At 66.4% G+C, this 11975-nt stretch carries 20 protein-coding genes; 18 read left to right on the top strand and 2 right to left on the bottom strand.

Annotated elements, in window-relative coordinates; genetic code table 11:
* The first annotated feature begins 52 nt into the window (after window positions 1–52).
* From AC5P7A_RS19025 to AC5P7A_RS18950, 16 genes are all read left to right on the top strand, one after another.
* Window positions 53–298 carry a hypothetical protein gene (locus AC5P7A_RS19025; RefSeq protein ID WP_495220467.1) on the top strand — a complete coding sequence of 82 codons (246 nt, stop codon included), beginning with the start codon at window positions 53–55 and terminating at the stop codon, window positions 296–298.
* Complete coding sequence (locus tag AC5P7A_RS19020; protein ID WP_495220466.1) at window positions 285–434, top strand: hypothetical protein; 150 nt, start codon at window positions 285–287, stop codon at window positions 432–434. The genes AC5P7A_RS19025 and AC5P7A_RS19020 overlap by 14 nt, the downstream gene beginning before the upstream one ends.
* A complete protein-coding gene (locus AC5P7A_RS19015; RefSeq protein ID WP_172412131.1) occupies window positions 427–576 on the top strand; it encodes a hypothetical protein in 150 nt (49 codons plus the stop codon). The genes AC5P7A_RS19020 and AC5P7A_RS19015 overlap by 8 nt, the downstream gene beginning before the upstream one ends.
* A gap of 78 nt (window positions 577–654) precedes the next feature.
* Window positions 655–1584, top strand: coding sequence for a recombinase RecT (locus tag AC5P7A_RS19010; RefSeq protein ID WP_495220465.1), 930 nt, complete (start codon window positions 655–657; stop codon window positions 1582–1584).
* Window positions 1581–2360 (top strand): lambda exonuclease family protein, encoded by a 780-nt coding sequence (locus tag AC5P7A_RS19005; protein WP_495220464.1) that lies wholly within the window; start codon window positions 1581–1583, stop codon window positions 2358–2360. The genes AC5P7A_RS19010 and AC5P7A_RS19005 overlap by 4 nt, the downstream gene beginning before the upstream one ends.
* Complete coding sequence (locus AC5P7A_RS19000; protein ID WP_087786640.1) at window positions 2360–2575, top strand: helix-turn-helix domain-containing protein; 216 nt, start codon at window positions 2360–2362, stop codon at window positions 2573–2575. Before AC5P7A_RS19005 ends, AC5P7A_RS19000 begins: the two co-directional genes overlap by 1 nt.
* On the top strand, window positions 2572–2793 hold the full coding sequence (locus tag AC5P7A_RS18995) for a hypothetical protein (protein ID WP_495220463.1): 222 nt from the start codon (window positions 2572–2574) through the stop codon (window positions 2791–2793). The genes AC5P7A_RS19000 and AC5P7A_RS18995 overlap by 4 nt, the downstream gene beginning before the upstream one ends.
* Window positions 2790–3080 (top strand): hypothetical protein, encoded by a 291-nt coding sequence (locus AC5P7A_RS18990; RefSeq protein WP_087786643.1) that lies wholly within the window; start codon window positions 2790–2792, stop codon window positions 3078–3080. Before AC5P7A_RS18995 ends, AC5P7A_RS18990 begins: the two co-directional genes overlap by 4 nt.
* Complete coding sequence (locus AC5P7A_RS18985; RefSeq protein ID WP_495220462.1) at window positions 3077–3994, top strand: hypothetical protein; 918 nt, start codon at window positions 3077–3079, stop codon at window positions 3992–3994. The genes AC5P7A_RS18990 and AC5P7A_RS18985 overlap by 4 nt, the downstream gene beginning before the upstream one ends.
* Window positions 3987–4187: a hypothetical protein gene (locus AC5P7A_RS18980; protein WP_478425109.1), complete on the top strand. Its 201-nt coding sequence runs from the start codon at window positions 3987–3989 to the stop codon at window positions 4185–4187. Before AC5P7A_RS18985 ends, AC5P7A_RS18980 begins: the two co-directional genes overlap by 8 nt.
* Window positions 4177–4398 (top strand): hypothetical protein, encoded by a 222-nt coding sequence (locus AC5P7A_RS18975; RefSeq protein WP_478425111.1) that lies wholly within the window; start codon window positions 4177–4179, stop codon window positions 4396–4398. Before AC5P7A_RS18980 ends, AC5P7A_RS18975 begins: the two co-directional genes overlap by 11 nt.
* Window positions 4392–4550, top strand: a complete 159-nt coding sequence (locus AC5P7A_RS18970) for a hypothetical protein (RefSeq protein WP_495220461.1) — start codon at window positions 4392–4394, stop codon at window positions 4548–4550. Before AC5P7A_RS18975 ends, AC5P7A_RS18970 begins: the two co-directional genes overlap by 7 nt.
* Window positions 4547–5680, top strand: coding sequence for a DNA-methyltransferase (locus tag AC5P7A_RS18965; RefSeq protein WP_495220460.1), 1134 nt, complete (start codon window positions 4547–4549; stop codon window positions 5678–5680). The genes AC5P7A_RS18970 and AC5P7A_RS18965 overlap by 4 nt, the downstream gene beginning before the upstream one ends.
* Entirely contained in the window at window positions 5677–5859 is a 183-nt protein-coding gene (locus tag AC5P7A_RS18960) for a hypothetical protein (RefSeq protein WP_065197410.1), read from the top strand. Before AC5P7A_RS18965 ends, AC5P7A_RS18960 begins: the two co-directional genes overlap by 4 nt.
* 11 nt (window positions 5860–5870) lie before the next feature.
* A complete protein-coding gene (locus AC5P7A_RS18955; protein ID WP_065183319.1) occupies window positions 5871–6089 on the top strand; it encodes a helix-turn-helix transcriptional regulator in 219 nt (72 codons plus the stop codon).
* A gap of 262 nt (window positions 6090–6351) precedes the next feature.
* A complete protein-coding gene (locus AC5P7A_RS18950; RefSeq protein WP_032959123.1) occupies window positions 6352–6837 on the top strand; it encodes a hypothetical protein in 486 nt (161 codons plus the stop codon).
* Window positions 6838–6851: 14 nt separating this feature from the next.
* Here AC5P7A_RS18950 and AC5P7A_RS18945 read toward each other — a convergent pair whose 3' ends face one another.
* A complete protein-coding gene (locus AC5P7A_RS18945; RefSeq protein WP_049420521.1) occupies window positions 6852–7313 on the bottom strand; it encodes a methyltransferase family protein in 462 nt (153 codons plus the stop codon).
* A 146-nt stretch (window positions 7314–7459) separates the two neighbouring features.
* Between AC5P7A_RS18945 and AC5P7A_RS18940 the strand changes: the two genes are divergently transcribed.
* A complete protein-coding gene (locus tag AC5P7A_RS18940) occupies window positions 7460–9481 on the top strand; it encodes an esterase/lipase family protein (RefSeq protein ID WP_049439207.1) in 2022 nt (673 codons plus the stop codon).
* Window positions 9482–9499: 18 nt separating this feature from the next.
* Here AC5P7A_RS18940 and AC5P7A_RS18935 read toward each other — a convergent pair whose 3' ends face one another.
* The gene (locus AC5P7A_RS18935; protein WP_495220459.1) at window positions 9500–10723 is read right to left on the bottom strand and encodes a cytochrome P450; all 1224 of its coding nucleotides are present in this window, start codon (window positions 10721–10723) and stop codon (window positions 9500–9502) included.
* 379 nt (window positions 10724–11102) lie between these two features.
* Between AC5P7A_RS18935 and hchA the strand changes: the two genes are divergently transcribed.
* Entirely contained in the window at window positions 11103–11975 is an 873-nt protein-coding gene (hchA, locus tag AC5P7A_RS18930) for a glyoxalase III HchA (protein WP_049439205.1), read from the top strand.

Raw genomic sequence — 11975 nt, 5'->3', positions numbered from 1 at the left:
TGGCGCTGTGCCTAGGCGTGCTGGCCGCCGTGCTGGTGCAGGCGGTGCTGTCGTGAGCCGGGAACTCGGTTTAGTAGCCGGGATCGATGCGGCAGCGCGAAGCCTGTGGGTGGAGGGCCAGCCGGTGAACCCACACGCGGCCAATCTTCTCTCAGCCAAGGCAATGGCCATCGAACTTCTCGCCGCCGCCCATGCATCCCTCGCAGCCCGTGACCTGGCCGACCAGATGGCCGCAGACGACCGCCTGCGCGCCGCTCTGGCCGCCTGCGAACCGGAGACGCCCCATGAACCCGTTTGACCGGCTGGACGCGGCCTTCGCCGACCAGTTCTGCCTGCCCCCAATCGCCCCGCCGATGTCGCTGGCGGAAGCCCGAGAACAACGCAACCGCGAGGCCGTGGACGGCCTGTGCGTGGAGGAAAACGACCGTGAGTAGCCGCCTCCGAATCGCATGGGCCGCCGTCGCGCTGTTCGCCGCCGTCGTCGTGCCGCTGCGCATCGCCGAGATCCACCAGGCCCACACCGACCGTGACGCTGCCAAAGCCCGATGGGCTGCAACCAGCAGCGTGCGCGGCTGAATTTCCCCGCCCTCACGGGCCCCGCGCCGGCCGGGATTCCACGACGCCGGCATCTATCCACCTACCAGCAGAGCAGCCATGAACCAGATCGTCACCATCGAGGATTCGGTCTACGGCACCAAGGAATCTTTCGCCTCGGTGCTGTCTGATCGGTCTATCAATTTCGACCGCGAGGCCGAGTTCGCCCTGCAGACGCTGTACGGCAACGACTACGCGATGAAGATCGCGCTGCAGAACCGGTCGTCGGTCATCGCTGCCGTGGTCAACATCGCCGCCATCGGCATCAGCCTGAACCCGGCGAAGAAGCAGGCCTACCTGGTGCCGCGCGACGGCAAGATCTGCCTCGACATCAGCTACATGGGCCTGCTGGATCTGGCGATCGACTCCGGGTCGATCCGCTGGGGCCAGGCCGAACTGGTCTACGAGAACGACACCTTCGGCCTCAACGGCATTGATCAGCAGCCGACCCACATCCGCAACCCGTTCGCGAAGGATCGTGGCGAGGTTGTCGGCGTCTACGTGGTGGTGAAGACCGCCGACGGCGACTACCTGACCGACGCAATGTCGGTGGAGGAAATCAACGCTATCCGTGACCGCTCGTCGGCATGGAAGGCATGGATCTCGAAGCAGAAGTCCTGCCCGTGGCTGACCGATTGGGGCGAGATGGCGAAAAAGACGGTCGTGAAGCGCGCCTACAAATACTGGCCGAAGACCGAGCGCCTGGACACCGCGATCCACCACCTGAACACCGATGGCGGAGAAGGCTTGGCCGTTCTGTCTAGCCAGCAGGTTCAGCAGCAGGCGCTGCCCGCGCCGCTGTCGGAGGATCAGGAGGCCGAGCGCACAGCGCTGTATGCCAGCCTGCAGGACATTGGCATGGCCGGTCTGGACGCTTTAGGTAAGGCATGGTCGAAGCTCACTCCGCAGCAGCGCAAGCTGATCGGCGGCTCGGGGCTGGAAGCGTTGAAGGCTGAGGCCGAGCGCGCCGCAGCGGAGATGGTCGAATGAGGCTGATCCACTGCGACCAGGGCAGCGATGCGTGGCACAACGCCCGCGCCGGCGTGATCACCGCCAGCATGTTCGCCACCGCGCGCTCGCGCGTGGGCGAGCTGACCGACCAGCAGCAGCTGTATGTGGACTCGGTGCTGGCGGGTATGGCGTCGAAGGCAGCAGCGGAGCATGCCGGCTACAAGGCCTTGCCGCGCTCGGCCATCATCGAGAAGGCGATCGCCGGCGAGCCTATCGGCGATTTCAGCGAGGCGTCGAAGAACTACGCCTTCCGGCTGGCGATCGAGCGAATCAGTGGCGAGCCGCTGGACGAGGGTTTCGAGACGTTCGCCATGCGCCGGGGCCATGAGCTGGAGCCCGAAGCCCGAGCAGAGCATGAGGTGCAGTCCGGCCTGCTGGTGCGCCGGGCCGGGTTCGTGCTGAGCGACTGCGGCGACTACGGCTGCTCGGCCGACGGCTTCATCGGCGAAGACGGCGGCAGCGAATACAAGTGCTTCATCAACCCCGAGAAGCTGCGCGCCTTCCACATCGACAACGATGCGAGCGAGGTGTTCGAGCAGGCGCAGGGCTGCATGTGGCTCACCGGCCGGCAGTGGTGGCACATCGGGCTGTACTGCCCGGCGCTGGCCGCCGTGGGCAAGCAGCTGTGGTGGCGCCGCTTCGACCGCGACGAGGCGTTCATCGCCAAGCTGCGGGCGGACCTGGAACCGTTCCGGCAGATGGTGGTCGGGTTTGAGCAGAGTCTGCGCGCTGGCGATCACCAAGAGGCCGCCTGATGGACGTGACGATCTATCCCAGCCACGCCAAATGCCTGCGCCGTGCCGGCCTCGCCCGCGCCCAGCTGTTCGCGCAGGTGATCGAGGGCAAGCGCTACACCACCAGGCAGGTAGCCGAGATTCTGGACGTTTCGCGCAGCACGGCCTACGACCGGATTAAGCGCGGCCCCTACCCGCTCACCTGGGCCAACCTGATGAAGGCTCGCCTGCCATGAAGACCTGCACGAAGTGCGCGGCCCGACTGCCGCTGCGGTTCTTCCCCCTGATCAACGGCAAGCACACCGCCGCGTGCGCGCCCTGCCGGAACACCGAGCGCCGCCTGCACGACCCGCTGCGCCCCCTGCGCCGCGATCCGCTGCAGGTCCGCCTCAACAACCTCGCCAACCTGTGGCACGGGCCAGTGCGCCGCGTGCCGCTGCGGAGCCACGCATGACCCACCACCGCTACGACCGCCGGCTGCCGAAGCGCACCGAGGGCTTCGCCTGGGGCCGGTCCATCGACAAGGTGCTGGGCGGCCACGTCCTCACCTACCGCCTGTTCCGCCGCGACCTGGCCGGAAAGCTGCACATCGAGACGCGGACGTTCCAGCTCAACGACCACCGCCGGCACATCGCGCTGCAGCTGCTGATCGCACGCCGCCAGCTGCGCGAACGCGTCGAAGCCATCGGCTATGCCCTGATCGAGGCCGAACAGGCCTCCCCACTGCAGGAGGTTGCATGAATACCAACGACAAAACCCTGGCGGACGTGCAGCCCGGTGGGAGGGTGAGGCTTGGGGATGGGCTGCCGCCGCTGCCGAAGGCTGGCTACGTCACCGGTGGGGACTTCGGTCACGAGGCGCACAACGCCTTTACCCCCGAGCAGATGCGGGACTACGCGCTCGCCGCCCTCTCCGCCCAGCCCTCCCCGGGTGCCACTGCGCTCGGCATCCCGATTGTTGTTGATCCGACTGTGCCGCCGGATACGTTCGAAGTGAGGCAGCCCTCCCCGGGTGGTCAGGGGGATGCCCCACGGTGCTTCGTCTCGCTGGATATGCTGGCCGGGAGCCGGCACAAGTTCGGAGAGGTTTTCGATCACCCGCAGGGCAGCTTCGTGCGCTACGAAGACCATGTGCGAGCACTCGCCGCCAGCCAGCCGGTGACTATGGACGATGCGCTGGCAGCAGGAGATGGCACGTTGCACGGAGCAATCGACCACTGGCAGGAACGTGCATTGCGCGCTGAGGATGAATTGGCCGCCCGCCAGCCGGTGGGGGAGCCCGTGGCGGTTGTGGTGCCGGGAGCGCCTAACAGCTGCAAGCACTGCGGCGGCCACGAGCTGCAGTGGTTTGCCCATGTCCGCACGCTCAACGATGTGCAGCAGGGCCGCCTCAACACCCACGACGTGGGCTGCATGTTCGTGCTGGGCTGCGAGGAATGCTCGGAAACCCTGCGTGTGGTCAAGGCAGATGACATTGCCGCGCTGCTGAACGCAGCTCCGCCCGTGCACGCCCAGGACCTCGGGCAGATCTGGCAGCAGGCGTTCTATGACACAGCGCACTCCTACAGGCGCAACAAGTCGCGCATGTGGGTCTTGCAGATGATGAAGGAGCGGGTTCAGGCCCTGATCGACAGCCAGGCGGTGGGCAATGGCTAAGTACCTCGTGGAAATGCCGTTCCAGGCCGTGCAGTTCTTCCTCGTAGAAGCCCATAGCGCTGCCGAAGCGAAGAACCTTGCCCGTGAAGGAGAAGGTGGGCCAGTAGAGGCTATCGACTGGCGCGTCACCAAGCACTTCGCACCGACCTCTGCGCGCCTCGTTGATAGCACGGAGGTGGACAGTGGCAACTAAGGCGCAACTGAAAAAGCTGCTGAACAGGATCAGCGCCGACAGCCGCAAGGCGCATGCCATGGCGGTCGAGCTGTATGGGCCTGAGGCTTGGATTTACGTCGAGTCGGAAGGCGGAATCCACGCCATGAGCGGAGACGACCTGGGCAACCGACAGCGGTTTATCGAGGTGGAGTCGGACGGGATCCACCAGTTCGGAGTCGGCGCATGGTAGCCATGGCTGACCAGCTGCTCACCGCTGCAATGGTCCACGTGTTCGCCCTGGCCGGGTTTGCGGCCGGCATCGCCACCCTGTGGGCGATCAGCCGCGCATACCGCGCCGCGCGCGCCGGGCTGCGCTGGTGCTGGCGGAGGTGCGCCGCATGATCCACGTCGGAGACTGCCTGGAAGTGATGCGCGGCATGGCCGACAACTCTGTCGACGCCATCGTGACCGATCCACCCTACGGCCTGTCGTTCATGGGCAAGCGCTGGGATTACGACGTGCCCAGCACCGAGATATGGTCTGAGTGCCTGCGCGTGTTGAAGCCTGGCGGACACCTGCTGGCCTTCGCCGGCACTCGCACGCAGCACCGCATGGCCGTGCGCATCGAGGACGCCGGCTTCGAGATCCGCGACATGATCGCCTGGGTCTACGGCAGCGGCTTCCCGAAGTCCCACAATGGCCCCTGGGGCGGAACCGCCTTGAAGCCCGCGCTCGAGCCGATCACCGTCGCCCGCAAGCCGCTTGCAGGTACGGTGGCAGCCAACTGGCATCAGCACGGCACCGGTGGGCTCAACATCGACGCTTGCCGGATCGAGACGATGGACAAGCTGGGCGGCGGCGATCAGTCTGCCGCGCCGAAGGTCGGCCCCGATGGCTGGCACCGCCCGTGGATGCAGGACGAGCAGGCAAAGGCCGCGCATGCCAACCGTTGCAACGCAAACGTAGCGAAGGCCGAAGCGCTGGGCCGCTGGCCGGCCAACCTGATCCACGACGGCAGCGAGGACGTGCTTGCGACGTTCCCAGCTGCACCAGGCCAGCAGGGTGACCTCCGAGGCCACTCCCGCGATCGCGTGTCGCTCGGCATCTATGGCGACATGGGAGCCGCGCGCGATGCAATCGCTCGGCCTGATAGCGGCAGCGCTGCCCGGTTCTTCTACTGTGCCAAGGCCACGCGCGAAGACCGCAACGACGGCCTCAATTCTGGCCCGGCGCCGGCCGTCGCCGCTGGAGCAACGATGCGCGATCGCGAGATGGCCGACTGGCCGGCGCGGAACGGAAACCACCACCCCACCGTGAAACCGACGGATCTCATGCGCTACCTGTGCCGCCTCGTTACTCCCGCAGGCGGCCTGGTGCTGGATCCATTCATGGGCAGCGGCAGCACTGGCAAGGCCGCAGTACTCGAAGGCTTCCAGTTCGTTGGGATCGAGCTCGACCCCATCTACGCCGCAATCGCCGAGGCACGCATCCGCGTTGCGCAGCCTGGCCTGCCGCTGGGGGCCATCGCATGAACGCCCAGCTTTTCCCCCGCGAACCGCGCCGCATGAAGCAGCCGGCCAAGGACGTGCTGCGTGAGCAGCTGGTGGTCGCGGCCGATGAAGTGATCCGCCTGCGCGCAGAGGTCCTGCGCCTGCGCGGCCAGATTTACCAGGCCACCGAGCAGCTGCGCGCTGCGCTGGCCACGAACTGAAGGAGGACAACATGGCTACCGAGCCGCTCGTTTTCATCAAGATGCCCGAGGTCAAGCGCCGCACGGGCCTGGGCAAGACCACGATCTATGACCGGATCAGCGCCGGCACCTTCCCGGCGCCGGTGCCGCTGGGCGGCAATGCGGTAGGCTGGATCGAGGCTGAGGTGGACGCCTGGCAGGCCGCCCGGGTTGCCGAGCGGGATGGAATTGAACCCGCAAAGGCTGCATAGAGTGGGGGTATTGCTGGGGGTATCAGTTTCTGACACCAGCACCAACCGCCTTCACCATCAACAACTTACGTTCACATTGCGGTAGGGCCCACCTCCACCATCTGTATGGCCTGTCGAGGCCGCAAGAAGCCGGATCTCCCGTCGAGGGGGTTCCGGCTTTTTTGTGCCTGCTCGTCGTGCGGGAAGCGTGGGGCATAATCGGGATGGAGCTTTCGCTCCATCGCTGCATTGCCCCGGCCTGCTGCCGCCAGAAGGATCTGCAATGAAAACCGCCACAACCACGCTCGTCCTGCTCCTCACCACCCTCGCCGCAGCCTCAGCCACGCACGCTGCGGCGCCGGCCATCGCGCCCCCCGGCACCGCCACGCTGGAAGCGCTGCTGGCCTGCAAGGCCGGCTCGAACTTCAGTGCGGCCGACGCCATCGATGCGCTGCAGGCCGCCGGCCTGGCCAAGAAACCGGGCGGCACCTTCGAGCCGGAGGACAAGCCGGTCGCGCTGTTTGGCGGCACGGTCACCAGTGCCGATGTAAACGTGGCCGAAGGCGAGAAGAGCCTCTTCGTGTACTTGAACGGCGTCGATTCCAAGCGCCTGGCCAAGGCCTGGTCGGTGACCGAGGTCAACGAGCATGCCAACACCGAAGAGCCGTCGTACGTGAAGCGCATCGACAAGCGCCACACCCTGCACGTGATCGCGGGCGACGACTACGAGGGCTATTCGGCTGCGGTGAAGTGCCAGATCAGCCGCTGATGGCGTAGCCGACGCTACAGCCAGCGCGGCACGCGATGACGGTATTGCGCGTACGCCTCGGGAAAGCGGGCCATCAGTGCCCGCTCCTCCGGCAGGATCTGCAGCCGGGTGATGTACACCAGGAACAGCGGCACCACCAGCAGCGCGATCAGGTTCTGCAGGTACACCATGGCGCCAAGCAGGACCAACGCCTGGCCCAGATACATCGGATTGCGCGTGCGGCGGTAGATTCCGCTGGTAACCAGCGCGCTCGACGCCGAAGGTCGCAGAGGATTGACGGTGGTACCGGCGCGCTGGAAAGACAGCTTGGGCAGCAGATTGAGCACGACACCCAGCGTCACCGTCACGCCTGCGAGCAGAACCGGCACCGGCACCCGAAGGTGGAAACCGGGCCACAGCCAGCGTGCTGCAAAGCCCGCAGCGGCGCACAGCAGCATCACCACGGGCGGGGGAATGCGGGTTTCCAGCCAGGCCATCGCGATCACCGTGTCCCTTCCATTCGCCGCAGTGTCACACGGGAATGGCTGAATCGCCCACGGCGGCCAGGCCCAAACCGACCGTTCGGTCTATTCCGCTTTGACAGGCCGGCCGCTAGAGTGACGCCACCGCGCAGGAGCATCGTATGGCTACCACGGGCATGGGCTTCATCGGCCGCACGACCCTCATCATCACCGTGCTGCTCACCCTGGGGGGCTGCGCGACGCTGCGCCAGTTCGGACCGTCGGTGCAGGTCGCCTCGGTCACGCCCGGCCAGTACATCGCGCTCAAGCGCGGTGACATCCTCACCTCCGGCAAGCTCAGCGCGGCGACCACCGAGACCCTGCGCGTGGCCGGGCTCGATGAGGGCGTCTGTGCCAAGCCCGGCCTGCCCTGCATCGAGGCCATGGAAAGCAGCATCGTGGTGCGCGAGGAAGACAAGCGCTCCAGCCTGGCCGAGTTGTGGCTGCAGCATGCGATGACCCTGCCGGCACCGAAGCGCGAGTACTCGGCATCCGGCCGCGCCAAGACCGCGATCACCGAACTGGATGCCGACTTCCAGCCGCGCCTCGATGCGTGGATGCAGGTCGCGCGCCAGGCCTATGCCTATCTGTTCTTCACCGAGCGCACCGCCAACCAGCGTGGTTTCGAGGACCGCCAGACCCAGGTGCGCGACTACTACAACCTGGCTGTGCAGGAAGCCTCGGTGCAGCTGTACAACGCGTACGCCACCGGGCGCGTGCACAGCCAGGCCAGCCATTTCCAGCTGGGCCGCTGGACCTTCGTGCTGGCCCCTTCAGGCGAAGCATCGCCGCTGGACACGCGCACCCCCACCGAGCTGGTACCGGCGGCCTCGCTGTCGTTCACCGGTACGCTGCGCAGCGTGCATCGCCGCGATGGCTTCGGTGCCGAGCTGGTGGCGGTGATGGACGATCCGGCTGGCAGCACGGCCACCCCGCCTTCGGCAGCGACGCCCGCCGCGCAGGCAAGCACCCCGGCCGCGCAGAGCTGGAGCGAGATGCCCTCGCCTTCGATGACGGTGCTGCTGCGCTTCTCGGGAAAGAACCTGTGGGAAGTGCTGCACGACGACGAGCCGGAACTGGAGATCCACGATCCCTACCAGGTCTCGGAAGTAACCCTGCACGGCCAGCAGGTGCCGTTGGCGGCCAACTTCACTGCGGGCTACGCACTGTGGCTGGCGCGCTCCAACTTCAGCCACCAGTCGCTGCGCTCGCTGTTTGGTGGCAAGGGCGGCATCGACGCGCCGCATCTGTACATGATGCAGCCCTACGACCCGAACCGCCGCGTGCTGTTGATGATCCATGGGCTGGCCAGCAGTCCCGAGGCCTGGGTGAACGTGGCCAACGAACTGATGCGCGACGACGAGATCCGCCAGGACTTCCAGGTCTGGCAGTTCTACTACCCGACCAACATGCCCATCGCGATGAGCCACGATGCGATGCGCCACACGCTGGCCGAAGTGCTCAAGCACTTCGACCCCAGCGGCAAGGCGCAGGCCTCGCATGACATGGTGCTGGTCGGGCACAGCATGGGCGGGGTGATCGCGCGGTTGATGGTCTCTTCCTCCGGCGACCACTTGGTCGACACCCTGCTGGCCACCGCGCAGATGACGCCCGCCCAGCGCGAGCTGCTGCGCACCAAGGGCGCGCCGGTACTGACCTTCCTGCCGGAACCGGAAGTATCGCGGGTGGTGTTCATCGCCACACCGCATCGCGGCACCGACGTGGCCGGTACCCGCCTCGGCCGCTGGATCGGCCGCCTGGTACGGCTGCCGCTGACCGTGCTGGAGGACGTGGCGACGCTGGCCAACGACGGCCAGATCGATCGCAACGATGGCAAGCACGGCTACCAGATGAACAGCATCCAGAACCTGGACAAGGACGACCCGTTCGTCCGCGCCGTGGCCGACCTGCCGATGTCACCGAAGGTGCACTACCACTCGATCATCGCCCGCGCCAAGGCCGATGGCCCACTGGAAAAAACCGATGACGGGCTGGTGCCCTACTGGAGCTCGCACCTGCCACACGCCGTTTCGGAGAAGGTGATCGTGTCCGGTCACAGCGTGCAGGAAGCCACGCCGGCCATCGTCGAGCTGCGGCGGATCCTGCATGAGGACATGCAGGAACACGGGCGTACGGCAAAGTAAGCCGCCCGCCCCTGCAGATCAGGCACCGGCCTCATGGCGCGAGAACGTGCCGTGCAGCGCCGCGGGAATCGCGAAGCCTTCCATGCGCACCTCGGGCCGGTAGTCGGCGCTGGGGGTGAAACGGAATTCGCGCGCCAGCAGCGCACACAGCAGTACCAGTTGCGCGTTGCCCACCGCCGATCCCACGCACGAGCGCGTGGGGAAGCCATAAGGCACATAGATGCCGGCGGTGCGCTTGCGCCGCTCGGGCAGCCAGCGATCGGGATCGAACTGCAGCGGGTCATCCCAGTATTTCGCCGAGCGATGCTGGATGAACGAGCTCAGCTCGAACACCGTGCCCTCGGCGATGGCCTGCCCTTCCACCTGCAGATCGCAGGCGGCCACCCGACGGTTGTTGAAGGGCGTGGAATACAGCCGCATCACTTCCTTCAGGAAGCGCATCGTGCAGGGAATCCTGGCCATCGGCAGCGCATGGATCTCCGCATCCGAGAGCGGCGCGAATTCCTCCTCGATGCGCTGGCGCCAGTGTGGATGCATCTGCATCGCCAGCAGCAGGCAGGCGGCCATCATGCCGGGCACCCCGGAAATGGCGATCAGTTGCACGGTGACCAGGTAGGTGACCTTGTCCAGGCCGATGCGCTCGCGAAGGGTCAACAATGACTGCGCGTAGTCCAGCGGCGAACGTCCGCTGCGGACCCGGCGCCTGAGTTCGGCGGCGATCGCCCGCGATTCGCCACGACCGATGAGGAAGTTGCGCAGCAGATGACGCCGATGGATGACCTGCTCGACCTGGGTGGTGTAGCGCAGATGCAGGGCGCGTTCGATGGCCTCGGTACCGCGCGCGTCGAGCCCGTCGATCACCAGTGGCACCAGCGGATGCGCCATCACCTTCCACACGGCTGGCGTGGCATCCAGCTCGCGCCCGCACAGTGCGTCCAACGCCTGCCGCATGCGCGACTGCAGCGCCTCCAGGGTCTGCGCTCCGGTAAGCTCAGCACTGCGGGTCGCGATCAGGCTGCGCACTTCGGTCCAGCGCACGCGTTCGTGCCGGCGGAACAGGTCGGCCAGCGACTCGACCACGAACAGGTGCTCGGAATTCTCCTTGTCGACCTTGCCGGCCAGCTCTGGGCAGAACACCCCGATACCGCCGGTTTCCAGTTTCAGCACCGGTCCTTCGCGCTCCACGCGCGCAGCCAGGCGCTCGGCAGCAATGGCGCTGCCTTCATTCGACATCCCTTGCATGCAGTGCGTCTCCGGCAGGAAGGGACTCGAAAGACGAGTCCCTTCGTCTTGCTACCGCTCAATCGCGGGGTTGCCCCGCGGGATCAGAACTCGACCCAGAGCGGCCAGGTATTCCACACACTGCTCTTCTCGTTCGGATGGATATTCAGAGTGACGCGCAATGCTCGGGCGAATCTTTTCATTTTCATTCCTTTGCTTGCTGTGTGGTTATGCCGGGATTATCCCGGCACCGGCTAGATAACACGACATAATCCCGCTGTCCAACCGGGCCGGTGGCGCGATGCAGCATCCGGGTGGTGGTCCATTGAGGGGAATCCCTCATCGCGCCTGCGCACGCGGCCTCCTATGCTGGGCTCACTTTCCCCCAACGGAGGTCCGCATGAACACGCAAGAGCCCAGCCGCCAGCCCACCCCCGATCCGGCCGAGCGCGATGCCTTCTTCCCGTCGCCGTACTCGCTGTCGCAGTTCACCTCGCCCCAGAGCGACCTGTCCGGGGCCGACTATCCGGATGCACGCCGCGATGGCCGCTGGAAGGTGCTGATGATCGCCGCCGACGAGCGTTATCTGCCGACCGCCAATGGCCACCTGTTCTCCACCGGCAACCACCCGGTGGAAACCCTGCTGCCGATGTACCACCTGGACAAGGCCGGCTTCGACATCGACGTGGCGACGCTGTCCGGCAACGCCGTCAAGTTCGAATGGTGGGCCTTCCCGCGCGAGGACCGCGAGATCGGCGCCCTGTACGAACGCTATGAGGCGCGCTTCCGCCAGCCGTTGCAGCTGGATGAGGTGGTGGCCGGCCTGGGAGCCGATTCGGACTATGCCGCCATCTTCATTCCCGGTGGCCACGGCGCACTGATCGGCCTGCCGGAGAGCGCGGCGGTGAAGGCCACGCTGCAGTGGGCCATGGCCGGGCAGCGCCACATCATCACGCTCTGCCATGGCCCGGCGGCGCTGCTGGCGGCGGGCGTCGACGAAGCCGACGGTGGCTCGCTGTTCCGTGGTTACCGCATCTGCGCCTTCCCCGACGCAATGGACCGGCAGACACCGGAGATCGGCTACATGCCGGGGCAGCTGCGTTGGTTCTTCGGTGAACGCCTGGCGCAGCAGGGCGTGCAGATCGTCAATGAGGGCATCGATGGCAGCGTGCTGCAGGATCGCCTGCTGCTGACCGGCGACAGTCCGCTGGCCGGCAACGCGTTGGGCAAGCTGGCCGCGCGTACGCTGCTCGATGCACTGGCGGGGCGCTGA

This window comes from Stenotrophomonas sp. YJH_SMC_65, from assembly GCF_059369475.1.
The sequence above is the reverse complement of the archived record's forward strand: the minus strand, read 5'-3'. Positions and strand labels throughout refer to the sequence as shown.

Excerpts from the sequence above, each read along its gene's own strand:
- AC5P7A_RS18960 (WP_065197410.1), top strand. The coding sequence starts at position 5,677 with ATGAACGCCCAGCTTTTCCCCCGCGAACCGCGCCGCATGAAGCAGCCG.
- AC5P7A_RS18985 (WP_495220462.1), top strand. The coding sequence starts at position 3,077 with ATGAATACCAACGACAAAACCCTGGCGGACGTGCAGCCCGGTGGGAGG.
- AC5P7A_RS19000 (WP_087786640.1), top strand. The coding sequence starts at position 2,360 with ATGGACGTGACGATCTATCCCAGCCACGCCAAATGCCTGCGCCGTGCC.
- AC5P7A_RS19020 (WP_495220466.1), top strand. The coding sequence starts at position 285 with ATGAACCCGTTTGACCGGCTGGACGCGGCCTTCGCCGACCAGTTCTGC.
- AC5P7A_RS18970 (WP_495220461.1), top strand. The coding sequence starts at position 4,392 with ATGGTAGCCATGGCTGACCAGCTGCTCACCGCTGCAATGGTCCACGTG.
- AC5P7A_RS18940 (WP_049439207.1), top strand. The coding sequence starts at position 7,460 with ATGGCTACCACGGGCATGGGCTTCATCGGCCGCACGACCCTCATCATC.
- AC5P7A_RS19010 (WP_495220465.1), top strand. The coding sequence starts at position 655 with ATGAACCAGATCGTCACCATCGAGGATTCGGTCTACGGCACCAAGGAA.
- AC5P7A_RS18950 (WP_032959123.1), top strand. The coding sequence starts at position 6,352 with ATGAAAACCGCCACAACCACGCTCGTCCTGCTCCTCACCACCCTCGCC.
- AC5P7A_RS18935 (WP_495220459.1), bottom strand. The coding sequence starts at position 10,723 with ATGCAAGGGATGTCGAATGAAGGCAGCGCCATTGCTGCCGAGCGCCTG.
- AC5P7A_RS18945 (WP_049420521.1), bottom strand. The coding sequence starts at position 7,313 with ATGGCCTGGCTGGAAACCCGCATTCCCCCGCCCGTGGTGATGCTGCTG.
- AC5P7A_RS19005 (WP_495220464.1), top strand. The coding sequence starts at position 1,581 with ATGAGGCTGATCCACTGCGACCAGGGCAGCGATGCGTGGCACAACGCC.
- AC5P7A_RS18955 (WP_065183319.1), top strand. The coding sequence starts at position 5,871 with ATGGCTACCGAGCCGCTCGTTTTCATCAAGATGCCCGAGGTCAAGCGC.
- AC5P7A_RS18995 (WP_495220463.1), top strand. The coding sequence starts at position 2,572 with ATGAAGACCTGCACGAAGTGCGCGGCCCGACTGCCGCTGCGGTTCTTC.
- hchA (WP_049439205.1), top strand. The coding sequence starts at position 11,103 with ATGAACACGCAAGAGCCCAGCCGCCAGCCCACCCCCGATCCGGCCGAG.
- AC5P7A_RS18990 (WP_087786643.1), top strand. The coding sequence starts at position 2,790 with ATGACCCACCACCGCTACGACCGCCGGCTGCCGAAGCGCACCGAGGGC.
- AC5P7A_RS18980 (WP_478425109.1), top strand. The coding sequence starts at position 3,987 with ATGGCTAAGTACCTCGTGGAAATGCCGTTCCAGGCCGTGCAGTTCTTC.
- AC5P7A_RS18965 (WP_495220460.1), top strand. The coding sequence starts at position 4,547 with ATGATCCACGTCGGAGACTGCCTGGAAGTGATGCGCGGCATGGCCGAC.